This is a genomic window from Candidatus Margulisiibacteriota bacterium, assembly GCA_018822365.1.
Classification (GTDB): domain Bacteria; phylum Margulisbacteria; class WOR-1; order O2-12-FULL-45-9; family XYB2-FULL-48-7; genus XYB2-FULL-45-9.
Map to the genome: position 1 here is coordinate 1 of JAHJKL010000034.1, position 24,408 is coordinate 24,408.

23 protein-coding genes are annotated in these 24,408 nt (G+C 48.3%); 3 read left to right on the forward strand and 20 right to left on the reverse strand.

Annotated elements, in window-relative coordinates; all coding sequences use genetic code 11:
- Window positions 1–238: 238 nt before the first annotated feature.
- From pstB to KKF06_02445, 7 genes are all read right to left on the reverse strand, one after another.
- The gene (pstB, locus tag KKF06_02415) at window positions 239–1,000 is read right to left on the reverse strand and encodes a phosphate ABC transporter ATP-binding protein (protein ID MBU1616622.1); all 762 of its coding nucleotides are present in this window, start codon (window positions 998–1,000) and stop codon (window positions 239–241) included.
- Window positions 993–1,754, reverse strand: a complete 762-nt coding sequence (gene pstA, locus KKF06_02420; GenBank protein MBU1616623.1) for a phosphate ABC transporter permease PstA — start codon at window positions 1,752–1,754, stop codon at window positions 993–995. Before pstA ends, pstB begins: the two co-directional genes overlap by 8 nt.
- Before the next feature lie 62 nt (window positions 1,755–1,816).
- Entirely contained in the window at window positions 1,817–2,719 is a 903-nt protein-coding gene (gene pstC, locus KKF06_02425) for a phosphate ABC transporter permease subunit PstC (protein MBU1616624.1), read from the reverse strand.
- Window positions 2,720–2,726: 7 nt separating this feature from the next.
- Window positions 2,727–3,761, reverse strand: a complete 1,035-nt coding sequence (pstS, locus tag KKF06_02430) for a phosphate ABC transporter substrate-binding protein PstS (protein MBU1616625.1) — start codon at window positions 3,759–3,761, stop codon at window positions 2,727–2,729.
- Window positions 3,762–3,773: 12 nt separating this feature from the next.
- A complete protein-coding gene (locus KKF06_02435; GenBank protein MBU1616626.1) occupies window positions 3,774–5,102 on the reverse strand; it encodes a hypothetical protein in 1,329 nt (442 codons plus the stop codon).
- A 146-nt stretch (window positions 5,103–5,248) separates the two neighbouring features.
- Window positions 5,249–6,613, reverse strand: a complete 1,365-nt coding sequence (locus KKF06_02440) for a PAS domain-containing protein (protein ID MBU1616627.1) — start codon at window positions 6,611–6,613, stop codon at window positions 5,249–5,251.
- Window positions 6,610–7,296: a response regulator gene (locus KKF06_02445; GenBank protein ID MBU1616628.1), complete on the reverse strand. Its 687-nt coding sequence runs from the start codon at window positions 7,294–7,296 to the stop codon at window positions 6,610–6,612. Before KKF06_02445 ends, KKF06_02440 begins: the two co-directional genes overlap by 4 nt.
- Window positions 7,297–7,426: 130 nt before the next feature.
- Between KKF06_02445 and KKF06_02450 the strand changes: the two genes are divergently transcribed.
- Both KKF06_02450 and KKF06_02455 read left to right on the forward strand, forming a co-directional pair.
- Window positions 7,427–7,957: a ferritin family protein gene (locus KKF06_02450; GenBank protein MBU1616629.1), complete on the forward strand. Its 531-nt coding sequence runs from the start codon at window positions 7,427–7,429 to the stop codon at window positions 7,955–7,957.
- Entirely contained in the window at window positions 7,958–9,097 is a 1,140-nt protein-coding gene (locus KKF06_02455) for a cation:proton antiporter (GenBank protein MBU1616630.1), read from the forward strand. It begins immediately after the preceding gene.
- Here the strand turns inward: KKF06_02455 and KKF06_02460 are convergent.
- Genes KKF06_02460 through KKF06_02475 form a run of 4 tightly spaced genes read right to left on the reverse strand, consistent with a single transcriptional unit; the run spans window position 9,092 to window position 11,509 of the window.
- Window positions 9,092–10,003 carry an FAD-dependent oxidoreductase gene (locus tag KKF06_02460; GenBank protein MBU1616631.1) on the reverse strand — a complete coding sequence of 304 codons (912 nt, stop codon included), beginning with the start codon at window positions 10,001–10,003 and terminating at the stop codon, window positions 9,092–9,094. The genes KKF06_02455 and KKF06_02460 overlap by 6 nt on opposite strands.
- A complete protein-coding gene (locus KKF06_02465) occupies window positions 10,004–10,705 on the reverse strand; it encodes a cytochrome c biogenesis protein CcdA (GenBank protein ID MBU1616632.1) in 702 nt (233 codons plus the stop codon).
- A 13-nt stretch (window positions 10,706–10,718) separates the two neighbouring features.
- On the reverse strand, window positions 10,719–11,237 hold the full coding sequence (locus KKF06_02470) for a TlpA family protein disulfide reductase (GenBank protein MBU1616633.1): 519 nt from the start codon (window positions 11,235–11,237) through the stop codon (window positions 10,719–10,721).
- Window positions 11,234–11,509, reverse strand: coding sequence for a hypothetical protein (locus KKF06_02475; protein MBU1616634.1), 276 nt, complete (start codon window positions 11,507–11,509; stop codon window positions 11,234–11,236). The genes KKF06_02470 and KKF06_02475 overlap by 4 nt, the downstream gene beginning before the upstream one ends.
- Before the next feature lie 100 nt (window positions 11,510–11,609).
- On the opposite strand from KKF06_02475, the gene KKF06_02480 reads away from it, so the two are divergent.
- Window positions 11,610–13,157 carry a PAS domain S-box protein gene (locus tag KKF06_02480; GenBank protein ID MBU1616635.1) on the forward strand — a complete coding sequence of 516 codons (1,548 nt, stop codon included), beginning with the start codon at window positions 11,610–11,612 and terminating at the stop codon, window positions 13,155–13,157.
- 3 nt (window positions 13,158–13,160) lie between these two features.
- On the opposite strand, the gene KKF06_02485 is transcribed toward KKF06_02480, so the two are convergent.
- The 9 genes from KKF06_02485 to pheT form a co-directional block, all read right to left on the reverse strand.
- On the reverse strand, window positions 13,161–13,880 hold the full coding sequence (locus KKF06_02485; GenBank protein MBU1616636.1) for an anaerobic ribonucleoside-triphosphate reductase activating protein: 720 nt from the start codon (window positions 13,878–13,880) through the stop codon (window positions 13,161–13,163).
- Entirely contained in the window at window positions 13,880–14,434 is a 555-nt protein-coding gene (locus KKF06_02490) for an arginine decarboxylase, pyruvoyl-dependent (GenBank protein ID MBU1616637.1), read from the reverse strand. The genes KKF06_02485 and KKF06_02490 overlap by 1 nt, the downstream gene beginning before the upstream one ends.
- Window positions 14,435–14,537: 103 nt before the next feature.
- Complete coding sequence (locus tag KKF06_02495; GenBank protein MBU1616638.1) at window positions 14,538–14,999, reverse strand: hypothetical protein; 462 nt, start codon at window positions 14,997–14,999, stop codon at window positions 14,538–14,540.
- Between the two features lie 92 nt (window positions 15,000–15,091).
- Window positions 15,092–15,499 carry a hypothetical protein gene (locus KKF06_02500; protein MBU1616639.1) on the reverse strand — a complete coding sequence of 136 codons (408 nt, stop codon included), beginning with the start codon at window positions 15,497–15,499 and terminating at the stop codon, window positions 15,092–15,094.
- Window positions 15,500–15,526: 27 nt separating this feature from the next.
- A complete protein-coding gene (locus tag KKF06_02505) occupies window positions 15,527–18,217 on the reverse strand; it encodes a hypothetical protein (GenBank protein ID MBU1616640.1) in 2,691 nt (896 codons plus the stop codon).
- 20 nt (window positions 18,218–18,237) lie between these two features.
- Window positions 18,238–20,745: a DNA mismatch repair protein MutS gene (gene mutS / locus KKF06_02510; GenBank protein ID MBU1616641.1), complete on the reverse strand. Its 2,508-nt coding sequence runs from the start codon at window positions 20,743–20,745 to the stop codon at window positions 18,238–18,240.
- A gap of 101 nt (window positions 20,746–20,846) precedes the next feature.
- Window positions 20,847–22,100 carry a hypothetical protein gene (locus tag KKF06_02515; GenBank protein MBU1616642.1) on the reverse strand — a complete coding sequence of 418 codons (1,254 nt, stop codon included), beginning with the start codon at window positions 22,098–22,100 and terminating at the stop codon, window positions 20,847–20,849.
- Between the two features lie 161 nt (window positions 22,101–22,261).
- On the reverse strand, window positions 22,262–22,642 hold the full coding sequence (gene tnpA / locus KKF06_02520) for an IS200/IS605 family transposase (GenBank protein MBU1616643.1): 381 nt from the start codon (window positions 22,640–22,642) through the stop codon (window positions 22,262–22,264).
- A 184-nt stretch (window positions 22,643–22,826) separates the two neighbouring features.
- Window positions 22,827–24,408 (reverse strand): phenylalanine--tRNA ligase subunit beta (gene pheT, locus KKF06_02525; protein ID MBU1616644.1); only part of this gene is annotated, 1,582 nt, incomplete at its 5' end.

Genomic DNA, 24,408 nt, shown 5'->3' on the forward strand with positions numbered 1-24,408 from the left:
CGCGCTTTCCGGATATTTTTCCATAAATTTTTCGGTCCAGGCTTCAGCCAGGTTAACCATGGTGTCCGAACCTTTGATCTGGATCGCTTTGTTGCCGCGGGCACAGCCGCCGGCAAGCAGGAGGCTGATCGCGAAAAAGAGAAATAAATACCTTTTGATTGAACTCATTTTGTATGTTCATTTTCTTATGCCTTTGTTAACTCCAGGTTACATCAATGTTAACTGCTGGTAACAATTATCAGCCAAATCGGCCGGTCACGTAATCCTCGGTCCGCTTATCGGACGGCGCGGTAAATATTTTGCCGGTAACGTCAAATTCAACCAGCTCGCCAAGGAGAAAAAAACCGGTGAAGTCGGCGACCCGGGCCGCTTGCTGCATATTGTGGGTCACGATCACGATCGTATAATCTTTTTTGAGCTCATGGATCAACTCTTCGATCTTGCCGGTAGAGATCGGATCAAGGGCCGAACAAGGCTCGTCAAGCAGGATCACCTCTGGTTTGACCGCCAGGGTCCTGGCGATACAAAGCCGTTGCTGCTGCCCCCCCGAAAGGCCGATGCCTGGTTTATTAAGGCTATCCTTAACCTCATTCCAAAGCGCCGCCTGTTTTAAAGAGGTCTCAACCTCCTTGTCCAAAACATCCCTACTAAACCGGCTGGCAAGCTTAAGGCCCGCCGCCACGTTGTCGTAGATTGACATGGTGGGAAAGGGAGTCGGCTTCTGAAAGACCATCCCCACCCTCCGCCTAAGATCGACCAGGTCGTACCTGGGTTTAAAGATATTCTCTTCATCTAAGAGGACCTCGCCGGCAACTGTTGCTCCCGGTATTGTTTCGTGCAGTCTGTTCAAATTCCTCACAAAGGTCGACTTGCCGCAACCTGACGGCCCGATAACCGCCGTCACCTTATTGGCGAATATTTCCATATTAATTTCTTTCAGGGCTTGTTTTCCTGAAAACCAGGCGTTCAGACCGGAGGCTTTCATTTTAATTTTATCCATAATAGACCCTCTTTGAATATTTTCTTACGACTACAGTTATTAGAAACACGATCAAAATTATTGTAAGAGAACCGGCCCAGGCTTTGGCATGCCATTCATCAAATGGGGAGATCGCGTAATTATAGATCTGCACGGTCATGGAGGCCATTGGTTGGTCGATCTGCAGGTTCCAATACATGGTATTGAAAGCGGTAAAGATAAGCGGGGCGGTCTCCCCCATGATCCTGGCAACCGCCAGGATCACTCCGGTAAAGATCCCGTTCCAGGCGGTGCGAAAAACGATCCGCAAAGCGACCTTCCATTCCGGGAGGCCGAGCGCCAACCCCGCCTCATAAAGGGTACGGGGGACCATTTTAACCATCTCTTCCGTCGTCCTGGTGACCACCGGGATCATGATAATCCCGAGGGCAAAGCCGCCGGCGATCGCCGAAAACCGCTTCATGGTCGCCACGATCAACACGTAGGCAAAAATGCCAATGACTATGCTCGGCAGGCTCGACAGAACATCGGCCGAATATCTTATAAAAAAACCTCTCTTGCCGGATCCATACTGCGCCAGCCAGATGCCGCCAAAGATCCCGATCGGCAGACCGACCAAACAGGCAAGCCCGACCAAAATAAATGTTCCGACGATCGCGTTCGCCATCCCTCCTCCCGGGTCCCCGACCGGCATCGGAAGTTGAGTAAAAAAGTCAAAGCTAAAGGCGCCGATCCCTTTGAAAAAGACATAACTAATTACGGCGATCAGCGGCATGACCGCCAGCACCGCGCTTAAGACCACCGCTCCTAAAAATACTCTCTCTTTTATTTCTCTAATTAATTTTTGATGGTCGTTTGCCACACTAAATACCTCGCTAAGCCGTTGACGACTATAGTGATCACTAAAAGTATCAGGGCGAGTTCGATCAGGACCGACAGGTTCAATTCCGTCACCGCCTCCGCGAATTCATTGGCGATTACCGCCGACAGTGAATAAGCCGGAGCAAAAAGGGAACCGGAGATCTGCGGACGGTTGCCGATCACCATCGTCACCGCCATCGTCTCCCCCAGCGCTCTTCCCAAACCAAGAATAACAGCCCCAATGATCCCGGAACTGGCCGGACCAAAAACCGCCAGTTTAAAGGTCTCCCATCTGGTAGCCCCAAGTGCCATCGCCGATTCCCGTAAACTGTAAGGGACCGCTTGAAGAACCTCGCGCGATAACGCGGTTATGGTCGGCAGGATCATGATCGCCAAAATTATCCCCCCGGTTAACAAGCTCGGTCCGGAGGATGGGCCTTGAAAGAGAGGAAGAAAACCAAAAAGCCCCTTAAGCATCGGCTGGAGATAGTTCGCCGAGAAAGGGGCAAGGACAAATATCCCCCAAAGCCCATAAACTACCGAAGGGATCGCCGCCAAAAGTTCGACCATTACCGCCACGTACTCCCGAAACTTTGACTTATAGACCTCGGAGATAAAAATCGCGCAACCAAGTCCGAGCGGAACGGCAATGACCAGCGCGATAAGCGAAGACATTACCGTACCATAAATGAACGGCAGGGCGCCATAATTGTCGGCCAAGGGATCCCAGGCAGTGCCGATAATAAAGCCCCAGCCAAAATGCCTGATCGCCGGCCAGGCCCAAAACAATAGGACCCCGACCAGCGAGAACAGGATCAAAGGGATGCTGGCGGCAAAGGCAAAGATAAAGCCTTTGAACCAGACATCCCCTTGTTTCAATAGTTTACTAAAGACCAGTTTCAATTGAATCGATCAACTCCAATACTTTATCCGACATACTCTCCGGCAGTGGCGCGTACAGGAGAGAGCTGGCATATTTTTGACCATCGCTCAAACCCCATTTAAGATACTTTTTCAAAGCTTCCCCTTTTTCAGCGTCATTAATTTTTTGTTTGACCAGTATCCAGGTCATACCGACAATAGGATACGATCCGGCTCCGGGAGCGTTGGTCAGATCAAGCCTATAATCTCCACCGGCGACTTGTTTGGAAATTTTCGCGGAGCTGATCGCTCCCGACGCCGCGGCGGTCGTTGATTGAAGAGACGGGACGACATAACTGCCGCTCCTGTTCTTGAGCGCGGCAACTGGCAGGTCGTTGCTGATCGCGTAAGAGAGCTCGACATATCCAATCGCCCCTTCGTTCCCCTTGATCACCCCGGCAACTCCGGCATTCCCTTTGCTGCCGATACCGGTCGGCCAGGAAACGGCGCTCCCCGCGCCAACCTCTGCCGCCCAGGCGGTGCTGACCTTGGCTAAATACGAAGTAAAGATGTGGGTCGTTCCGCTACCATCGCTCCGATGCGCGACCAGAACACTTTTGGCCGGCAGTCTGACCCCGGGATTAAGTGCCGCGATCGCCGGGTCATTCCATTTTTTTATCTTCCCCATAAATATTTTTGCCAGTGTTTCAGGATCAAGCTTAAGCTTTGTTGCCTCCTGTAGATTATAAGAGACGGCTACCGCTCCCATAACTGTTGGAATATGTAGAACATTGCCGCCAGCATCAGCCATTTGCTTTTCGGTCATCGGGGCGTCGCTCCCGCCAAAATCGGTTATTTGCGCGGTAAACTGGCGGATCCCGCCGCCTGAGCCGATCCCCTGATAATTAACCTGGATCCCGGTCTTGTCGGCAAACATCTTGTTCCATTTGACGTAAATCGGGTAAGGAAAGGTCGCCCCGGCTCCGTTCAGAGAGACAGCCAGCGCGGCGCTTGAAACAAGGGCCAGACAAATTACGGCAGCTATTGCTTTTTTAAACATTTATTCTCCTCCTTATATTGTGATCATGCTATGCAGGTAAAAGATGCTGGTGGTCGCGCCAGTTCCCGTTCTGGCGCTCTGAATGTCAGCCGCCAATTTGACATCTTTCCCCCAATCATAAATTAACCCATAAATCGACCGGTTGATCTCGTTATTGCCGGCGCTTCGAGATGGATCATAGTTATCGATCCTGGCAAGAAGGGTCCACCCGGGATAGACCAGAAAAGTACCGCCTAAACTATACCCGGAGATATTTGTCCCATACAAATATTCCACCCCAACCGAAACCATTTGATTTTTTATACCGACAAGGGCAACCGTCTGTTTCTTTGTATGACTGTCCATTGAACCATCGGTTTTTACTCCAGCCAGGTTGCCAAACAACCCAACGACCACGCTCCCAATATTAGAATCGCTATAAACTGTCGAGTTCAGCCTTAAGCCAATATCTTTTCGCGCGTCTGATTCCGGCTTTGAGTAGCCCGAACCATTGAGCATGGTCGCGTGATATTCAACATCCGAAAAACCGCTGACGCTGATTTTTCCCAGAGCGCCCAAGCCAAAATCAGATGAACTCATCACCCCTTCATTATCTAGAAGGGTTTTAGCGATAAAGCGGGCATTGAGCATCTTGTCCGCCCAATCGATCCAGGCGGTATGCTGAAGACCGATCTTAGCGGTCAACGTATAAGGGACCGGTTGAAGATAGACCGGAACAGGGACTGGTTTTTCCAAATAAGCGTATTTCAAATAATCAAATAAGTTTTGGGTCTTCTTGTTAGGATCGGTCCCGGTCGAAGATGTGGTGTCCAGCCGCCGGACGTCCAGGGTCACCCGAGCGCTGGCTTCATCTGCCAGTTTCTTTTTGAAATCCAAATACGCCCGGCTGACATCAAACTGATTGTAGTTGGATGAGCCGGCATTCTGGGTATATTTCTGCCAGTGGAAGAAAACCACGGAACTGACCTTAATATCTTTATTATCAGCTTTGACCGCCACCAGTTCATTCTTTAAGCTGGCCAGCGCCGCGTTGGTCTCTTCTTTAAGGTCAACCAGTTCATCACTCGCTTCAGAGGCGACTGGCTCTTGGGCGGTCGGCGTTGACGGCTCTGCCGCTTCAGCCTTGATCTTATTGAGGCGCAGCCTGGCGTCACTGATTAATTGCTGTAAAAGCCGCGCTCTTTTCAAGTCCCGGTTCTTTTGCGCCACGGTTAATTTACCCCGCAATTCATTTATGTAAGATTCGACTTTTTTTTGTTCGCCGGGCTGGGCCGAGGCCAGGGAAGCCGCGAAAACCACAGTCAAAATCATCAACAAGCCTGAACTAATTACTTTTTTCATCTCTTCTCTCCTTTTATAATTTAACTTGAACTTCAATTTTGCCCCCCTCCTTGTTGGAGCATTAATCATTAATTACGGTTAAATTATGGACAAAGTAGATTAAGCGATAATTAAAGAGGTGTTACGATCAGGTAAATTCTGAAAGGTTAGGCGATCAGCGGCAGGGTAATAGTAAACGTAGAGCCCTTTCCTTCCTCACTTTCAACTTCAATGGTCCCATGGTGAAGGCTAACAACGTGCTTGACGATCGCCAGCCCAAGGCCGGTTCCGCCAAGTTCGCGGGAACGGGCGACATCGGTCCGGTAAAATCGCTCAAAGACCCTGGGGAGGTGCTCCCGGCCGATCCCTACCCCTGTGTCGGCGATCATAATTTTTACGCGGTCGTTATCCATTTTGCAGCTGATGGAAACCTTCCCTTGCGGGTTGTTGTATTTGACCGCGTTGTCAAGCAAATTCAAGACCGCCCGGTAAAGATGGTCCTCGATCCCATTGACCAAAACTTCCTCGCCGGGACATTCGGCAATGATCGCCACCCCTTTTTCTACCGCTTTAACAGAAACCGTCTCGATCGCCCGGGCAACTACCTCTTCCAGGTCAAGCCTGATAAAAGGACCAAGCTCTTTTTTAGACTCCAGCCGGGAAAGCTCTAAAATATCATCGATCAGCTCCGAGAGGCTGCGCGCGTGCTTGTCGATCTTTTTCACGAATTCAATATTATGCGCCGGGTCGTTTATTGCCCCGCCCAGCAGGGTCTCCACATTAGACCTGATAACAGTCAGCGGAGTCTTCAGTTCATGGGAAACATTGGCGGCAAATTCGGAGCGGACCTTCTCCAGTTTCCGCACTTCAGTCATGTCATGCAACACGCAAACCACCCCGATAACCTCCCGCTCCTCGTTCATGACCGGGCCGGCGTGGGCGTCAAAGATCCCGGCAAATGGCTGGACAACCTCGATCTCTTCCCTGACCCGCTCCCCTTCGCGCAGCGCTTTGGCGATCAGGTCGGCGATCTCATTATTGCGAACTACTTCTCTGATCGTTTTCCCAATAATCTCCGGTTCGGTCACCCCCAAGATCTTTTCTATGACCGGGTTGGCCAGGATAACTCTCCCTTCCCGATTGACCGCCAGAACCCCCTCGTTCATGCTGGAAAGGACCGCGGAGATCTGGCTCTTTTTCGCGGAAAGCTTCTCAAAGGTTATCCGCAGGTACTTGCTCATCCGCTCCATCGCCCGCTCAAGTTCACCGACCTCGAAACGGGAACGCCGGAAAAAATGGTTCTCAAACTCCCCGGCGGCGATCCGCTTGGCGACATCAGACAGACGGACGATCGGGTCGCTAAACAACCTGGCAAAAACCGCGCTGAAAAGAACGGCGACCGCCATGCCGACCAGCAGGGCGTACCACTTAGATTTCAGGAGGTATATGACCAGAAAACAGACCGCCACGTTGCCGACAAAAGCCAGAAATAGCGCGGAATAAAACCGGCCAAAATAATTAAATATTTTCACTTCTTTACCTCAAATTTATAACCAACCCCGCGCAAAGTGTGAAGATATTTCTCGGCCTTGCCAAGTTTTTCCCGCAGGCGCCGGACATGGACGTCCACCGTTCGGGTTTCGACCGCGACCTCTATCCCCCAGACCGTATCAAGCAGCCGCTCGCGGCTGAAAACCTTCCTTTCGTTCTCCCACAAATACTGGAGAAGCGCGAATTCTTTGGCGGTCAGCTCGACCGGCTTGCCGGCTACCCTGACCTCATGCTTATCCGTATCCAGATCAAGTCCGGGGGCTTTGAGGACCTTCGGCGCCGTTATTATTCCCCCCCCATAACGTTTGATGATCGTTTTGATCCTGGCAATTAACTCCCGCATACTAAATGGTTTGGTCAAATAATCGTCAGCCCCTAGTTCAAGCCCAATAACTTTATCCGCCTCTTCCCCTTTGGCGGTCAGCATAATGATCGGGATATTGGCGGTAGCGGGCCCATTCTTAAGCGCTTTGCAAACATCCAGCCCGCTCATTCCGGGAAGCATCAGGTCGAGCATTATTAAAGCGGGAATCTTCTCTTTGGCCATTTTAACGGCGCTCAAACCGTCATAAGCTTTGGCCACTTTATAGCCTTCGGTTTTCAAATTGTACTCGATCGCTTCGGCAATGTCCTTTTCGTCGTCTACAACCAGGATTTCTTTCATGTCAGTAATTGTAGCAGTACAAATGGTGATTGCCAAGTGATAGGAGCGCTTACAGCTTAAAGCTGTAAGCTTGTTATTCTTTCCAACAACTGCTAGTATTTTAATGATGAGTAAAAGGAGGGCCACGCCCATGAACAACTTGATCGCTGACGTCAAACTATCGATCGAACTGGAAAAGAAAGGCTACGATTTCTATACTCAAACCGCAAAAAAGACCGCCAACCCGCTCGCCTCGTCAACTTTGACCAGCCTGGCTGATCGTGAACTGATCCATCTGGCCAAGATCAAGGAGTTTTATCAAAACCTTACCGGAGAAAAAACTCTCGCCTCCGATTGGCTAAAAGGGGTCGAAATATATCCCACCAAAGCTGAACTGTTAAAAGTCATTGTCGAAAAACTAAAAAAAGGACTGGACCGTAAATTTGAGACCCAACAAGAGCTCAATGACGCGTACCTGATCGCCGAAGGGCTGGAAAAAGACAGCTTTACCCTTTACGACAAGATCGCCGCGGAAAGCTCCGACCAGACCGCCAGGAAGTTTTACGCCGCCCTCGCCCAGGAAGAAAAAGAACACTTTGCCATACTCGATGAAACATTAAAATACCTCAACAACCCGGCCGATTGGTTCAAAGAGCAGGAGCACTGGATCGTCGAAGGTTAAATGGAGAAGGAGTTCTTTTATTTTGGAGCCCTCCTGCTAAGCGCTTCCGCGCTGGCCCTTTTCTCCAACCGCCTGAAGCAATCGACCATTGCCGGCTACCTGCTTGCCGGGGCGCTGGCCCGTTTTTTTCTCCAACCTTCGGTCACCTTTGAGTTCTTGTCATCACTTGGCGCGATCCTCCTCCTCTTTTTTGTCGGGCTGGAATTTTCCATGAACAAGGTCCGCTCCCTGGGGAAAAAGGTCTTTCTCCTAAGCCTGCTTGACCTGCTGATCAACTTCCCCCTCGGCCTCCTTTGCGGTTACCTGTTCGGCTGGAATCCGCTGGAGATCTTTTTCCTCGGCGGCATTGTCTACGTCAGCAGTTCGGCGGTCATCTCCAAACTGCTGGTCGACGCCGGCTGCATGCCGCGGCACGAAACCAGGACAGTCCTTGGCATATTGATCGTCGAAGATATTGTCATGGCGGTCATGCTGGCGATCTTTGCCGCCCTGGCTCACAACAACAGCTCGGTCGATCTGGCGCTGATCTCAATTGCTCTGCTTAAAGCGCTCCTTTTCTGCGGCTTTTTTGTTGTCCTGGAAAAGCCGATCCGCTCCTTCCTGAATTTCTTGTTAAATGTCGAACAGGAAGAGATATTCCTGCTTGAGATCATCGGCCTGATCTTTATTATCGCCCTTTTCTCAAAATTTATCGGCTTAAGCGAAGCGACCGGGGCTTTTTTCATCGGCTCCGCCCTGGCCGAATCGGAACATAAAGGAAGGATAAAAAAACTGCTGGGGCCGCTTGGCTTTTTTGCCGCCGCCCTCTTTTTTCTCTCCTTTGGCCTGCAAGTTGACCTGCTGGCGATCGACCGGAACGTGATCGCCATGGTCTTGACCCTGATCCTGGTCTCGATCGGCGGGAAGCTCCTGACCGGTTTGGCAGCTGTCCCAATCCAGAAGATCTCTCTGGCAGAAGCGCAAAATGTCGGTTACAGCCTTTTTTCGCGCGGAGAGTTCTCGATCCTGATCGCCAGTCTGCTGGCGACCCAGGGGATGGCGGTCCACGGAATCAAGGAAATCACCGCGGTTTATGTTTTTGTTTTAATGATCTTAAGCTCGGTCCTGATCAAAAGGTATACCAACACCTGCGCTCTATGAGGTTAAATGATTGAGGTAAGAAAAAGCGGAAAGCGCCGCTTTGGCCCCGTCCCCCGCCGCGATAATGATCTGTTTGGCCGGAACATCGGTCACGTCCCCCGCCGCGAAAACACCGGGACAGGAAGTTTCGGCGGCGCTGTTTATCATGATCTCGCCATGATCGTTCTTTTTGACGCAATCGATCAGGCCGGAGTTGGGGATCAAGCCGATCTCAACAAACACCCCTTCAACCTTTAGCACCTTGGTTTGTCCCGGCCCGGCAACTTTAATAGCTTTCACGAACTGGTCTCCCATTATCTCTTCGGCTTTGGAATTATTTATGATCTCAACCTTGTTTGATCCCTTAACCTTATCGATCATGACCTGATCGCCGGTCAGGTCGGGCGCGATGTTGACCAGGTAAACTTTTTCGGCGATCTTCTCCATCTGGATCGCCGCGTCCAGGGCGGAATTGCCTCCCCCGACGATCGCGACCGCTTTGCCGGCAAAGAGCGGCCCATCGCAGGTCGCGCAATACGCCACGCCCCGGCCAAGATATTCTTTTTCACCTGGAACGTCCAACTTTTTTGGCCGCTTGCCGGAAGCGATCAAAACCGTCCTGGAAAGCAGTTGTTCGCCATTAGAAAGGATCGTCTTAAAATTACCCCCATCTTTTTCAACCCTTATGGCCTCAGACCCTTCACGCAGGTCAAACTTGTACTGGTTAAGGTGATCGGAAAATTTCTTGACAAGGTCGGGCCCGGAGATCAATTGGAAACCAAGGTAGTTCTCGATATTTCCGGACCAGGCGGCCTGGCCCCCGATCTCTTTAGCCAAAATAGCGAAAGAAATCTTTTTTCTGGCGGCATAAACCGAAGCGGTGATCCCGGCCGGCCCTCCGCCAACAATGATCAGATCAAGGAGCATTTACCGGCTAAGCCAGGCCGAAACGACCTGCTGGGAGTTGGTTAAAACCATCAATCCGATCAGGATCAACAGCACCCCGCTGACCGTTTCAATGTAGCTAAAGAGCTGCTGGACTTTTTTAATGTAAACTATGGCCAGATCAAGCAGCCAGGCGGCCAGAATAAAAGGAATAGCTACCCCCAAAGAATAAAAGACCAATAAAATAATCCCGTTATTCAAACTCGAAGAAACGCTGGCCAGGACTAAAATAGAACCAAGGATCGGTCCTGCGCAAGGGACCCAGGCGGATGAAAAAGCCATGCCAAAAACAAAAGAGCCAAGATAACCGCTCGGTTTAAACCGCATTTCCAGGCCAAAATGGGTTTGCAGAAAGCTTAAATTGATCACCCGGAGCAAAAACAACCCTAAGATGATCACCACCACTCCGCCAACGATCCTGATCACCGACCGGTATGACATTAACAACTGGCCGATAGCGCTCGCGGTGGCTCCCAGGATAATAAAGACCAGGGAAAAACCAAGGACAAAAAAGAGGGCGCTGATCAGGGTTGTCCGCCTGGCCGCCGCGATATCAATCTGGTATTCTTTGACCGTGATCCCGGTCAAAAACAGGATATATGAAGGGATCAAAGGCAAGATGCAGGGGGAAAAGAAGGAGAGAAGTCCGGCAAGAAAAGCGATCAATATTGGTATGCTGCTCATAAATAATTCTTGATCATTGCTTGATCATGCCCATGAACATTTCCAAATTATCGGCATCGACCCAATCTCTTGGCCCAATGATCGTTTGGACAATATCCCCTTTTTTATTGATCAGATAAGTTGTCGGAATGCTCCGGATCGACCAGCGGTAGGCGATCTCTTCCCCTCCAAATAAGACTTTAAAAGTTAATCCGTTCTTTTTAAGATAATCACGAACCTTTTCCGAACCGCCGGGCTCAATATTGACCGCAAGTATCGCGAACGCCTCCTTAGCCAATCGCTCATGAAGTTTTTGCATCGCCGGCATTTCTTCCCGGCAAGGGGGACACCAGGAAGCCCAAAAGTTTAGCATGACCACTTTTCCTCTGTAGTCCGAAAGCTTGACCGTCTTTCCATGAATATCAGGCAGGGAAAAATCTAAACTAGCTGGCTGGCTTTTCATTGGGGCCTGCTTTTCTCCCATGGCCAGAAGAGGTGAAACAGCCAACAGAAAAAACAAAAGAACAACCGAAATTTTCCGGCTTAAGGTCATTTAAGCCGCCCGGTTTCCGGAACAATGATCTGATATGCCCCACCCATGTTCCCTTTCCAGCTTCTTAAGAACAAACGACCGAACATCGAAGAGTAAAAAATAACGACCACGGCCAGAAAGATCAGTGAAATAGCCAGGATCTGGCCGGATAAACGGATGATCCCGTGTTCCCGCCTGGCGGAAACCCAGACTATATAAGAAAAACATAAAATGAATACAATTAAAAGCAGTCCCCACAAAAACATACCGCCGATCGTGCCGATCCCAAACATATTTCAGGCCCTCCTGTTTTTTGAAGTATAACGACTGCGATTGTCAATGTCAATTCTGTTGCAATCCAATTTATTGAGTGCCATAATTCCACCTGGAGCCATGAAATTAAGAACGAAAGTGATCGTCTCGACCGCCCTGACCCTGCTGGCCATTTTCCTGGTCGTAATGACCAGTGTCAGGCTGTTGCTTATCCCCCATTTTCTAAGCGCTGAGCTTGATGATGCCGCTGACCGGACCCAAAGGATCGCGGGGGCGTTTGAAGCCATTGAGCTGGATACCATTAACTACATGGCCCGAGACTGGGCGGTCTGGGACGACTGTTACAATTTTATGGCTGACGGAAACAAAGCTTTCCTTGACGCCAATATTACCCCTACCACTTTTCACAACCTAAGATTGCATACTATTTTATTCGTTAATACTTCAGGGAACTTATTTAAGGGGTTTTCTTATGATTCCGATCGAAACCAAATTGTCGCCCCATTGCCAAGCATTCAGAAGCACCTGGCCGAGATCGCCTCCATCCCGGCAAAAAATATGGCCCATGGCAGCCTGCTCCTGCCGGACGGATTATTGATCTTTTCGGCTCAACCCATTTTAACCAGCGAAGAAAAAGGGCCGACCAGAGGGGTGTTGGTCTTCGCGCGTTTTGTTGGCGGCGCCGAGCTAACCTATCTTTCTCAGTCGCTGCAGCTCCCCTTGAAATTATTTGTCCCCGGGAAAAACATCTCTACAAATGAATTCACCCGCGTGAGCAACAAAAGCAGACAGGGCCAGCTGGTTGAAGTTGTAGACGATAATACCATAAACGGATATTCCGTCATCAAAGATATTTACGGAAAACCTGCCGCCCTGCTGGCCAGAAACGTGCCTCGGATCATTTATAACAACTTAAACAGGACTGTCAACTATTTACTGGCTATCATTGTTTTCTCGGGTGTTTTGCTGGGTTTGATCTTCCAGCTGTTATTAGACCGATTGCTTCTCCTGAGACTTTCCAGGTTGGCCGGCGCAATTACGGCTATCGGCAAGAAAGAAAAGATCAACCTGACCATTCCTGAAGATGGCAATGACGAGATCACTTCCCTGCAGAGGGCGATCAACAATACTTTTCGCTCGCTCAACCAGGCCCAAGCCCAAATACTTAGAAGCAAGGAACTTTATAATATTATTTTTGAAAATGTCAACGATATCGTTTTTACGCTGAACCTGAAAGGAGACTTTGTTTCGATCAACAGAGCGGTCGAGCGGATTTTGGGATACAAGATCGATGAGCTGGTCGGCAAAAACTTCTCCGTCCTTACTACTCCCGAGTCGTATGCCGTGATCAAGGCCAAGATCGAACAAAAAGTCAGCGGTCAAACTACCCGGACCCGCTATGAAGCGGAGATCAAGGCCAAGGACGGCCATATTATCGTTATGGACATTGACAGCCAGATCCAGGCTGAAGAAGGGATCCCGGCGGCGATCTTCGGGGTCGCCCGCGACGTAACCGAAAGAAAAGCCTATGATCTGCAATTGACAAGCAAAATGGAAGAGCTGGAACAATTTCACTCTTTAGCGGTTGGTCGGGAGCTCCGAATGACCGAGCTGGAAACCGAGATCAACGAACTGCTGGCCAAGCTTGGGCAAAAACCCAAATACTAACTCCTATTTCCCCCGGACCAGAACACTCTTGACGTAACGCCCGGCAATGGCCGCCATTTCCTGAAGTTTCTCCGCCTGATATGGCGCGACTCCCCCTAACGCTGGGTCAAGGGTATTGCGGGGATCAAACTGCTGGAGAACAAATTTTCCCGCCCCTCTTATCCCTTTTGCCATATCTTCTATATCCTGGTCATATAATAAGTTCGGTACGACTGTTGTCCTGAACTCGTAATCAACATCGCTGTTCATGATCAGGACGATGCTCTTCTTGACCTTGGCCAGATCTGTTTGAACACCGCATAATTTATAATATCGCTCGTCCAGCGGACCTTTAACATCCATAGCGACAAAATCAAGCATTTTGTCTTTATATAGCTTCTCTAAAAGGTCGGGATCGGTCCCGTTGGTATCCAGCTTCACAAGGAGCCCCATATTTTTTAATTCAGCAATAAAATCAACCAGGCCCAGGTTGGCCTGGAGTGCCGGCTCCCCACCGGTAATACAGACCCCGTCAATAAAATCAGTATGCTCCTTGAGAAAACCAATGACTCTACCGACAGGGACGGTTTCATGCTTGTCGGGATCGGTCACCAGAGTAACATTGTGGCAGAACGGACAACGGAAATTACAATTTGGGAGAAAAACTACCGAAACGATCTTCCCGTCCCAGTCAAGGAAAGAGGTCTCCAGAAACCCTTTGATCCGCAGGTCGGAGGCTGCCATCAATTCTCGTCAAAAAGAAAGACCGCCGCGGCCAGGACGGTGATCCACAGATTCCGTTGGCCGATGGCGCTCTGGGTAATGTGGGTGGTCCGGACGATCCGGTCGGATACTTTCCAGAGCTCCTGCCGCTCGTCCCAGCTGGAGTCTTCGTCAAAGGGGACCCCCAGGGTCGTCGCCAGCATCTGCGCGGCGATATCTTCAGCGTAATCTCCGCACTCTTCGTCGGTCATCCCGTTCCCGTGATGTTCGCTAAGGTAACCGTAGGAATTGGGGTCCGAGGGAATCGCCATCCCGACTGAAGCGGAAATCAGGCGGTGCGGTTCGTTAGTGTCATTGCGGGACATGACGATAAAGGTGATCTCACCCGGCTTGATCGACCTCATCCCCTGCTCGCGGGTAACCAGTTTACAGCCGGGAGGGAATATACTGGACACCTGAACGTAGTTGACCGCCTGGATCCCGGCGTCGCGCAGAGCCATCTCAAAACTGGCCAGTTTCTCCTTGTGCCGCCCTACCCCTTTGGTAAAAAATATTTTAGTCGGTACTAAATTCATCAATGATTATTATAATATGGAAAGTATTGGTAAACAAGTTAAAAAGGGCCCCGAATTAATCGGGGCCCTTTTATATTCGACAGGAATTACTGGGTTAGCTCCTTTAGGGGGAAACCACTGTTACTTTAGCATTATTAAAGGCTTCCCTTTTAACCTTTACAACAACCGGAGTCTCAGTAAATTTATTACCAATATTAGGGCTACCACCTGGGATCCCGCCTTCTTCAGCAAAAACAACCAGAGTGTCAATGATTACATTATCAAAAAGAGCATTGCCCAAGTCAAAGATGGCAATCCCCTTTTCGTCAACCTCTATCGATTTGTATTGCTTAATACCCGATTTGTTTACGTTATATAGATATACAACCACTGGCCCATATGCACTGCTACCTTTATATGGTTGGCCCTTAAGATCTACAACCTGAACTTTTAAAAATGTTTGTTTGATTGATACTTTGGGGACTTCAGATATTTTTTTAACCGGAGCCAGATCTGCCAAGGAAGAAGAGCATGATAACATCACTATCGCGAACATGATTATAGTTAAGTTAATACTTTTTTTCACCTTTATTCGACTTTTTCATAAACAACAGTTCGGTCGACCTTAGGATTAACCCCCCAACGAACTGACTTGCGTAGAATAACATACTTTTATTTTCAATGCAGGTACTCGATTTTAATAAGCTTTTTTGGGCGAGTTTGTTGTTTTTGCCCGCTAAGAGAAAAAAGCTCGATCAGCTCGGGGAATTTCAACATATACCCGTGATCATTAAACGGGGAGTAACCAGTTCGTTTCACCTGCAAATCATATTCCAGCGTTTCCGGACTGGCTTGTTTATTCAACTCCACTTCAAATTCAAGTTTTCCCGAATTGTCGGTATAACGCTCAATTTTTGTCGGCGGAGTAGAAATAATACCATCATTATTGATTATAACTTTAACCAAAGTCATAGGTAGAGATTCCTTGCTTTTTTTATCCACTACTTGCGCGGAAAAGTTCTCTGCCTTAACTGTTCCAGTTAAAACTAACAGCAACACACCAACTATAATAAACGGTTTGTTCATTGCCATTGATGATAACAAGTTTACACCTTAATTTGCCACGGTCAATTTGAATTTACTTAGCAAACGGCCTTCATCCTTGGATAAAATGGTCCCGACATAGATACCGTTCCCTGTTAAATATCCTTGATCTGTCTGGCCGTTCCAAACGATTTTATTGATCCCCGCTGCTCCGCCCTCATCACCAGCATTGAAAATAAAGTGCTTTATCCTTGTCCCATCGCCGCCAATTAGATAAATCTCAACATTCGCGCTAGCCGATAGGCCATACTGGATGGTAACCTGTTTATCTCGAGGAGCACTAAAAGGACTGGGATAGGCCAGCGGCAATTTAGTCACTCTAAGCGGCCCGCCGGCGATTTCAACGGTCGCCGCTTCGGTAATATTAACTACAGACCCATCTGCTTCAATTTTCTTGGCTGTAACTAAAATAGTATGTGAGCCGGGCTCAAGGTTTTTCGATAAACTCGCGCGAACGGCAAATGAGCCGACTTTTCCCGTTCCCATTGAAGTCATCTTGCCACGATTGTCAGGAATCATTCCCATTGACTGTGAGCTTTGTTTTCCCGGATCGACTTGAACCAAATAATCCTCAAGATTACTGGAAAGCGCGACCATCCCGGTCGAAGAAACTTTCAGTTTCACTTCGGCAGCCGGCTCAACAATAAAGCCCTCTCCTTTTGTGGCCAGCTCTTTTTGATAAAGGCGGTTGCCAATCCATATTTGGATTTTAGCCTCCCCAACGCTTTTCTCTTTGGCCCCGGCAGTTTTTGCGGAATAAATTATCTCCCCCTGTTCGGTCGACGCTTGATAAAGCAGGTCAAAGACCTGGCTGATGATCGCATCATCTTGATCGATCGGTAAGTAGAAATTCTCTTTATTGCCGTCAAAGATAGGCTGAATAGCACCTGATCCGTCAATATAACCAACTGATAGGAGCGCAGCCCAGATCTCCTGCTGAAGCTGACCAAAAACAGCCAGCTTATCTTGCTTGAGTAAATGGATCGGCAGCGGGAGATCAGCTGTCGCTCCAAGAGCAAAAATATGTTCGCTCATGTTCCGCGGATCAAATGGATCAAGAGGATTGGCCGTAATATTATAAGCATAAGCCTTAAAATAATAATGTGAACCCAAAGGCAAATAAGTAACAACTGTTTCTTTCTCTCCCGGCCCGGCGGTCAGCGGAAAAACTCCGGCGATCTCCCCAATTGTCTCATCATTCAGATCATCGTACTTCGCGTCAAGGTCGGTTGAGTACCTGACAATAATCCCTTCAACATAATCATCCGATGAATTTTTCCAGGAAAAACTAACTTCACCCGGCGCCGCGCCTTGAATAACTTTAAAATCAGTGATCGGCCTAGGGCGTTTTCCGGCAGTTTTAGAAATATTGACCCCGGCCGAGTAATTCCGGCCCATCTCCCTGGGGGGACCGGTAATCGCTCGATCATAAGTGATTATTCGATAATAGTTTACAACCCCATTATCAACATAGTCCTCAACCCCATTTAAAACCAGGCTGGGATCAACATCTTCCTGCGGACTAACATAAGCGATCTTTCCGTTACCCGGGCCAAAAGGCTCTTCTCCTTCGGTATACAACTGGCCATTTTTATCTGGAAACGCCGCCGAAATAAGAGGCTTATTGCCAATTGGCCGACCGGTATTTTTTAGGATCACAATCCCTCCAAAATCAGGATCGGTAGGATTTTTCCAGGTCAAAGTTATTTTACGATCGTCGGGCTCTGCCGAAATATTTTCAACCTCCCCCGGCGGGTTTAGGTCCATAGGGACAACGCTCAAAACTTTATTATTGACCGATTCATTTTGAACGGGGGAAGTATTGTCCAAAGCACACACTTTATAATAATAATATGACCCATCGCTCAAAGATTCACCTTCAGCCGGGACCCCGGTTCCAACTCCATCCTGATAAATATAATCTTTGCCGCTAATGTTTCCGGTGTAAGGCGGTGTAGCATCAACAGAGAGATCAACAGGATTGGAGAAAGCCGGATCGCTCGCCCGAAAAACACGATAAGTTAGCTTGCCATTTTCGTACTTACTAAAATCGATTGTATTATTTGCGGAAGAGATCCAATCTAACACAACTGTATTTCCCGGGTTACCTACCCCCATAATATTGGCTGATTCAGCCAGGTTGAGCCCATTAAATTCCGGCGGCGTTGATCCGGCAACTACAACCTGCTCACCCTTAGCCAGTGCACCAGTCACGCTCAGTATATCATCAATACAATAAGAAGGATAAATTTGAGAAAAATTCAATATATCAACTTTTTTATCTTGAGTCTGGTAATCCTGATTGATGTGCACAAAGATCTCGGCCAGATCAACTGTTTCACTTGGCCTGACAGGCAGAAGATTCCAATTAGAATAGATTGATTCAAGCTTATATACGATCAGCCCCGGTTTGGTCAGATCGACCTCTTTTTCAATAAAGTTATTGGTGTTCAAATTATCAATTTTTGTTATGTTGTCAATAATTGATGAGTCGTACTCCAAGTAAAAAGCAACAGATGAAAGCTCAACTTTTTTTCCGGTTTCATTGCGATAGCTAACAATAATTTTAGGAGTTGAGCCGGCTTCAATTTTGTTTAAATATTTATTGGCAAGAATCGGCCTGGAAAGAATAATATCGGCACTAGAAATAGTGGACAAACAAGCAATATAAAGCGCAACTATAAGCAGAACTCGCTTCATTGGCAGTAATTATACCAGAATCAAAACAAACTTGCCTGGGTGCTGCCGCGTTTTTCTTTTCTGCGCTTCCTGATCCCTTGATCCCTTAAGCCCTCTTCCTTTTCTCCCAGATCGTTCTCGACCATTTCGAGCGTCTCGTAGATATCTTTCGCCCGGTCGATCACTTCGGCCGGGATCCCGGCAAGCTTCGCTACTTGAATGCCATACGACCGGTCAGCCGGCCCATCGGCAATGGCATGAAGAAAAGTTATCTCCCCGCCAACGTCGCGGACCGTCATATTAATATTGACCATCCCGGGATGCTTATCGGCCAGCTGGGTAATCTCATGGTAATGAGTGGCAAAAAGAGTTAAAGCTTTAACTTTTGTGTGCAGGTGTTCAGCGACCGCCGCCGCGATCGACATCCCATCAAAGGTCGAGGTCCCCCGCCCAATCTCGTCTAAGATGACCAGGCTCTGTCCGGTCGCGTTGTTAACAATGTTGGCGGTCTCGGTCATCTCCAGCATAAAGGTCGATTGTCCCGAGTAGATGTCGTCCATCGCCCCGATCCGGGTAAAGATCCGGTCAATGAGGCAAAGCCTGGCGCTTTTGGCCGGGACGAACGACCCGATCTGGGCCAGGAGAGAGATCAACGCCGTCTGCCTCATATAGGTCGATTTCCCCCCCATATTGGGACCGGTGATCAGTAAAAAGCAACGATCAGGATTTAGTTCGGTGTCGTTGGCGACAAACTTGAACTCGCCCAACATCTTTTCAACCACCGGATGGCGCCCAGCTTCAATAGTGATTTCTTTCTTGTCGGTAAAAACCGGACGGCAATAGTTGTTCTCTACCGCGCAGTCAGCCAGGGAGAGTAAAACGTCAAGTTGAGCGATCTCCGAGGCTAATACCTGAAGCTGGCGGGTCTGCTCGGCTACTTTTCCCCGAAGTTCGACAAAAAGCTGATATTCCAGCTCCTTGCTCCGGGTTTCAGCGTTCAAGATCATCGTCTCCCGGTCCTTTAGCTCCGGCGTAATAAATCGCTCGGCGTTGACCAGCGTCTGCTTCCTGATGTAATCAGCAGGGACCTGGTCAAGGTTGGAATTAGTCACTTCAATAAAAAAGCCAAAAACTTTAGTGTAGCCGACCTTCAGCGACTTGATCCCGGTCCTCTGCCTCTCCTGGGCTTCCAGCTCGGCGATCCACTGCTTTCCACCCCGGCTCGCTTTCTTTAATTCATCAAGCTCAACATTATAACCATCCCGAATGATCCCCCCCTCTTTCATGACGAACGGCGGATCATTGACAAGCGCCCGGCCGATCAGTTCGATCACGGTCGCCCGGTCTTCTCTACTATTATTAACTTCATGAATAAACCCGGCCAAGGCAAGATGCTCTTTGAGCAGACGCTCGACCAGCGGGAGCTGGACCAGCGATTCCTTCAGCGCCGCCAGATCGCGCGGATGGGCGGTCCCGGTCGCCACTTTTCCGGTCAACCTTTCGATGTCAAACACCTTGCTCAAGGCGGCGGCAAGTTCGCTCCGTAAAATAGTTTCACCGGTCAACTTTCCGACCGCCTCAAGACGTCGTTCGATCTCACTTTGTTTGAGCAGCGGCTGGAAAAGCCATTGTCTAAGGAGCCTCCCCCCCATCGGGGTTCTGGTCCGGTCAATGACCCAAAGCAAGCTCCCCTGAAGTGATTTATCCCGGACGGTCTGGACCAGTTCCAGGTTACGCCTGGTAACGTTATCAATGATCATGTAGTCGCCGACCTGGTAGCGCTTGAGCGAACCGATCTGCCGGAGGGCGGTCTTCTGTGTTTCGCGCAGATAATCGATGATCGCCGCCGCCGCCCCCAAGGCGATCTCCCCCTCATCAAGTCCGAACGATTCCAGGGTATGTAGCGAAAAATGCTCCTTGAGTTTATTGGCCGAGGTCTCCCCGTCATAAATATCTTTGAAGTTTGATCGGCTTTTGAGCCTTAGCTGGTTTAATTTTTCCCGCTCATTGTCCGGGAAAAGATCGGAAACCAAAAGTTCGACCGGCGCGATCCGGCTAATTTCATCCAGCAGTTCGCCGAACGAATTAAAACCGGTCAGCTTAAACTCGCCGGTCGTCGCGTCGGCAAAGGCAAGACCGAATTTCCCTTTGTCGTGGTTGACCGCCATCAGATAATTGTTCGCCTTCTCTGTCAGCATCGACGGCTCATTAACGGTTCCCGGGGTAATGGTCCTGATAACTTCTCGTTTGACTACGCTATCCTGCGCTAATTTGGGGTCTTCGATCTGTTCGCAGATCGCGACTTTGTGACCTTTTTCGATCAACTTTGCAAGATAGCCTTCGGCGGCGTGGTACGGGATCCCGCACATCGGCATCCGGTTGTCATCTTTGCCCCGGCCGGTCAGGGTCAGATCGAGTTCGCGAGAAGCGATGACCGCGTCGTCAAAGAACATTTCGTAGAAATCGCCTAAGCGGTAAAAGAGGATCGCGTCCTGATGCCGGGCCTTGATCTCCTGGTACTGTTTCATCATTGGGGTAAGGTCGGCCATTATTATTATCCTTTTATCTCCTGACGAATGTATCAACCGCGACTGACCACCAATCTCACTACTAAATGGGCTGCGCATATCCCCGCGACTAAACGTCGCGGTTAGGGATTGTGCCCTTTAAGGCGCGCATCTAATTTATCTGCTTCATCAAACAAAATGTTAGCCTTTTCTATTTCATTGAATTTCTTCTTTAATTCATTAGCAATCATTCGCGCGTTTCTTGGAGAACCCATTTCTATATAGAGCAAACCAGCGTTATAGTATCCATCAGGCATATCACTTTTTTTATAAAATTCAATAAGTCTATATATATCAATTCCCTCAATTATGTCTCCCTTTTCGAGCGCCTTCGCAAAACTTAAAGCCGCATCAAAATAATAATTCTTTTCTCTAATATTCCCTAAATGTAAATACCTTTGGGCTGCTGGAACATATTGTTCCTTTTTGAATAATAATTTTGCCAATTTCGGCGTACCAAGCACATCAAATATTACCTTGTAATTTTCAGAAACTTTTTCTTCTGCTATTAAATAATATTTAATAGCATTGTCATCATTTCCAATTAATTCATAATAATTTGCCAAATAAAGATTGGAACTCCAATTGTTTGACATATATTTAACAACATTACTAATTAATAAAGGCGGCTCTTCCACCCCACTTAAAGCTAATTGAGATAACAACAAATCGGCGGATTCCTGAGAAATATCCAACTCAAAAGCTTCTTTCGCTAACGAAAGGCTGTTTTGATTATTTCCCGACACATCATTGCCAACTAAAAACATTAATGCTTTTGAATGAAATTGACGGTCAACATCATTGACCTTCAACTGTAACAACAAAAACTTCCTTATTTCATTATAAAAACCTAATCTTTCGTTGAGTTTATCTTTCAGGCAAAAATTAATTCTATTTAAAATTGCCAAATATGGCGCTAAATAATATTCCGATGGGAATGTTAGGTCTCTATTTTTATACTCAGCTATTAATTTTTTATATTCCTTTTTTAACGTATCTAACCTATTAACGCTATTTATTGATTTATAAAATTCATCATAGATATCTTGCATTTCTTTATTGTCATACTTTTTAAGCATTCCTGCCTTATCCGCTTCTATTGAAGCAATATTATTATTAAAATAAAACCAATAAGCCAATGTTTGGTTCAAATCATTTTTTTCAACCTTAAATACCACATAAGCTTCATTTGCATTTACATCGCCAACATAATCTCCTTTTTCATTGTAAATATTTATGTTATGCCCTTTTGTTATCACAACATATTCAGTATCATTTGCAAATGATAAGTGACCACAAAAAACAAGAACAATCAGGGAAATTAATAGTTTTTTCATTGTTACCTTCCTTTAACCGCGGCGTTCAGCCGCTGGTTACGAAACTCATCACTACCCCCCCCGGCTGACTGTATATCTCCTCGACTGAACTCCGTACCTCTCACCCGAGGCTGACTGCGCATCTCCCCGCGACTAAATCCGCCGAAGGCGGACGGTTAGGCCTAATATCTTTTGTCTACGCCCGCATCGTCATGCTGCTTGTTAATATATTGTATCACTTTAGGAAGGTCTTTTTCACTTATTTTACGGGCAAAATAACCCCTCCCCCATAATTTCCGATCAACAAATCTATTTGATGGATATTCCAGAAAAAAGGCCCTTGAAGAACTCCCCTTAAACATTTTCATAACATACTCGGTGGAATCGGTCGCCGCTTGTTCTAGCAATAAATGAACGTGTTCTTCTAGAATACTTGAAGCAAGCAGCTTAAGCTCTCTCTTTTTGGCTATCTGCTTAAATTCAGCATCAAGAAATTGCCGCATCTCTTTTTCAAGAAGTGATGATTTCCCTTTATAAGTATTAAAAATATAGTGGTAAAACATTGTTAGGATTAACCGCGGCGTTCAGCCGCGGGGCATATACCTTATTTAGCCACAAGGCACTCAAGCCAACAGTTGCTAGTTCCAACTCTTCGTCAGCGACTGAACGTCGCTGTTAAGCTTCTTCCTTTAACCGCGGCGTTTAGCCGCGGGACGGATCACTTATTCAGCTGCGGGGTTACGCCCCCTACCTCAACTTAACGTGCAGCTGCGAGACCAGAGCGTCCACGATCGCCTGGTGCTTTTGGTTGACCTCGTCTTCGGTGAGGGTTCTCTCCTGATGGCGGTAAATTATCCGGTAAGCGACGCTCTCTTTGTATTTATCGAACGGAAAGACCGCGTCAACAATTCCGGCCCCCAATTCTTTCGCCAGGGCGACAACGCTTTGATTGGCCGCGTGGTCAGGCATCACCAGCGAAATGTCCCGGGTTACATAAGGAAATTTCGGCAGCTGCCTGTAAGAGCGGTCACGGCTGTTCCTGGCCAGCAGAAGATCAAGATCAAGGTCAAAAATAAAGAGCGGTTTTTTAAGATCATAATTTCGTTGGATCTCTGGGCTAAGCGCGCCAAAAACACCTTCCTGGACCTCCGCCCCGCTCCCGGATTGCAGGAGAAGACTGGCGCTTTCTTTAAGTTCCGGCAAAGACCGGCCAAGCGCGCTAAATAAACTCTCTAATATCCCTTTGATAAAAAAGTAATCGATCGTCCCTTTATCCAAAAGGCTTTGAAAGGGTGAGCCGGTCAAAACCCCGGTAATCCGCCAGTTTTCATGAGGGAGCTTCTCGCCGCTTTGTTTAAATGTTTTGCCGATCTCAAAGAGCAAAATGTTCTCGATCTGGCGGTTTTGATTATATTGGGCGGCCCGGAGCAAACCCGGGAGCAGGCTTGGCCGCAAATAAACCTGATCGGCGTTCAAAGGATTTTCAACTTTAAGCATCTCGTCCAGCGAAAACAGCGAGGAGGCAAGGTCTTTCTCACCAATCAGGGTGTAGGTTTGCGCCTCGTTCAATCCGCAGCCAACGAGCACATGTCGCAGTTTCAAATGGTCTTCAACCGGGACTTTTTTTCCGGGAAAAGAGGTATCCGGCATGGTCGGTAAGATCTTGTCATAGCCATTGATCCGGGCCAGCTCTTCGATCAGGTCTGCTTCCCGGCTGACATCCATCGCTCTAAAGAGGGGGACTTCAACCACAAGGTCGTTCCCTTTGGTTTTGACCCCAAAACCGAGACTTGTAAGAATGCTCTTCATTGTCCCGGCAGCGATCTTCACACCTAATACTTGTTCAACCCTTTCAGACCTAAGCAGAACATTTTTGGGTGTCGGCTCTTTTTTCTTGGCATCGACACGGCCGGACAGGACCTCTCCCCCGGCCAGTTCGGCAATTAAGGCGGCTCCCCGGTCGAGCGCTTCTTTTACTCCCAGCCAATCAATGCCGTGGGCAAAGCGGACCGAAGACTCGCTCCGCAGTTTTAATTTTTTGGAATTCTCATGGACCGAGACCGGATCAAAGCAGGCCGATTCTAAAATGATGGTCGTGGTCGTCGGCCGGACCTCGCTATTGGCCAATCCCATGATCCCAGCTATGGCGATCGCTTTGTCCGGATCGGCGATCACCAGGACCTCGGAATTCAGCGTATACTCTTTGCCGTCCAGGGCGAGGACCTTTTCGTTAGGTTCAGCCCGGCGAACGACAATATGTCGCTCTTTGACCAGTGAAGCGTCAAAAGCGTGCATCGGCTGCCCGATCTCCAGCAGAAGATAATTGGTC

What these genes read in the sequence shown, in the direction of transcription:
- KKF06_02450 (MBU1616629.1), top strand. Translation starts at nt 7,427, where the DNA reads ATGAACAACTTGATCGCTGACGTCAAACTATCGATCGAACTGGAAAAG.
- mutS (MBU1616641.1), bottom strand. Translation starts at nt 20,745, where the DNA reads ATGGCCGACCTTACCCCAATGATGAAACAGTACCAGGAGATCAAGGCC.
- KKF06_02435 (MBU1616626.1), bottom strand. Translation starts at nt 5,102, where the DNA reads ATGAAAAAAGTAATTAGTTCAGGCTTGTTGATGATTTTGACTGTGGTT.
- KKF06_02460 (MBU1616631.1), bottom strand. Translation starts at nt 10,003, where the DNA reads ATGCTCCTTGATCTGATCATTGTTGGCGGAGGGCCGGCCGGGATCACC.
- KKF06_02445 (MBU1616628.1), bottom strand. Translation starts at nt 7,296, where the DNA reads ATGAAAGAAATCCTGGTTGTAGACGACGAAAAGGACATTGCCGAAGCG.
- KKF06_02505 (MBU1616640.1), bottom strand. Translation starts at nt 18,217, where the DNA reads ATGAAGCGAGTTCTGCTTATAGTTGCGCTTTATATTGCTTGTTTGTCC.
- KKF06_02500 (MBU1616639.1), bottom strand. Translation starts at nt 15,499, where the DNA reads ATGAACAAACCGTTTATTATAGTTGGTGTGTTGCTGTTAGTTTTAACT.
- KKF06_02480 (MBU1616635.1), top strand. Translation starts at nt 11,610, where the DNA reads ATGAAATTAAGAACGAAAGTGATCGTCTCGACCGCCCTGACCCTGCTG.
- KKF06_02490 (MBU1616637.1), bottom strand. Translation starts at nt 14,434, where the DNA reads ATGAATTTAGTACCGACTAAAATATTTTTTACCAAAGGGGTAGGGCGG.
- KKF06_02470 (MBU1616633.1), bottom strand. Translation starts at nt 11,237, where the DNA reads ATGACCTTAAGCCGGAAAATTTCGGTTGTTCTTTTGTTTTTTCTGTTG.
- KKF06_02475 (MBU1616634.1), bottom strand. Translation starts at nt 11,509, where the DNA reads ATGTTTGGGATCGGCACGATCGGCGGTATGTTTTTGTGGGGACTGCTT.
- tnpA (MBU1616643.1), bottom strand. Translation starts at nt 22,642, where the DNA reads ATGTTTTACCACTATATTTTTAATACTTATAAAGGGAAATCATCACTT.
- KKF06_02465 (MBU1616632.1), bottom strand. Translation starts at nt 10,705, where the DNA reads ATGAGCAGCATACCAATATTGATCGCTTTTCTTGCCGGACTTCTCTCC.
- KKF06_02455 (MBU1616630.1), top strand. Translation starts at nt 7,958, where the DNA reads ATGGAGAAGGAGTTCTTTTATTTTGGAGCCCTCCTGCTAAGCGCTTCC.
- KKF06_02515 (MBU1616642.1), bottom strand. Translation starts at nt 22,100, where the DNA reads ATGAAAAAACTATTAATTTCCCTGATTGTTCTTGTTTTTTGTGGTCAC.
- pstB (MBU1616622.1), bottom strand. Translation starts at nt 1,000, where the DNA reads ATGGATAAAATTAAAATGAAAGCCTCCGGTCTGAACGCCTGGTTTTCA.
- pstS (MBU1616625.1), bottom strand. Translation starts at nt 3,761, where the DNA reads ATGTTTAAAAAAGCAATAGCTGCCGTAATTTGTCTGGCCCTTGTTTCA.
- pstA (MBU1616623.1), bottom strand. Translation starts at nt 1,754, where the DNA reads ATGCCGCTGATCGCCGTAATTAGTTATGTCTTTTTCAAAGGGATCGGC.
- KKF06_02485 (MBU1616636.1), bottom strand. Translation starts at nt 13,880, where the DNA reads ATGGCAGCCTCCGACCTGCGGATCAAAGGGTTTCTGGAGACCTCTTTC.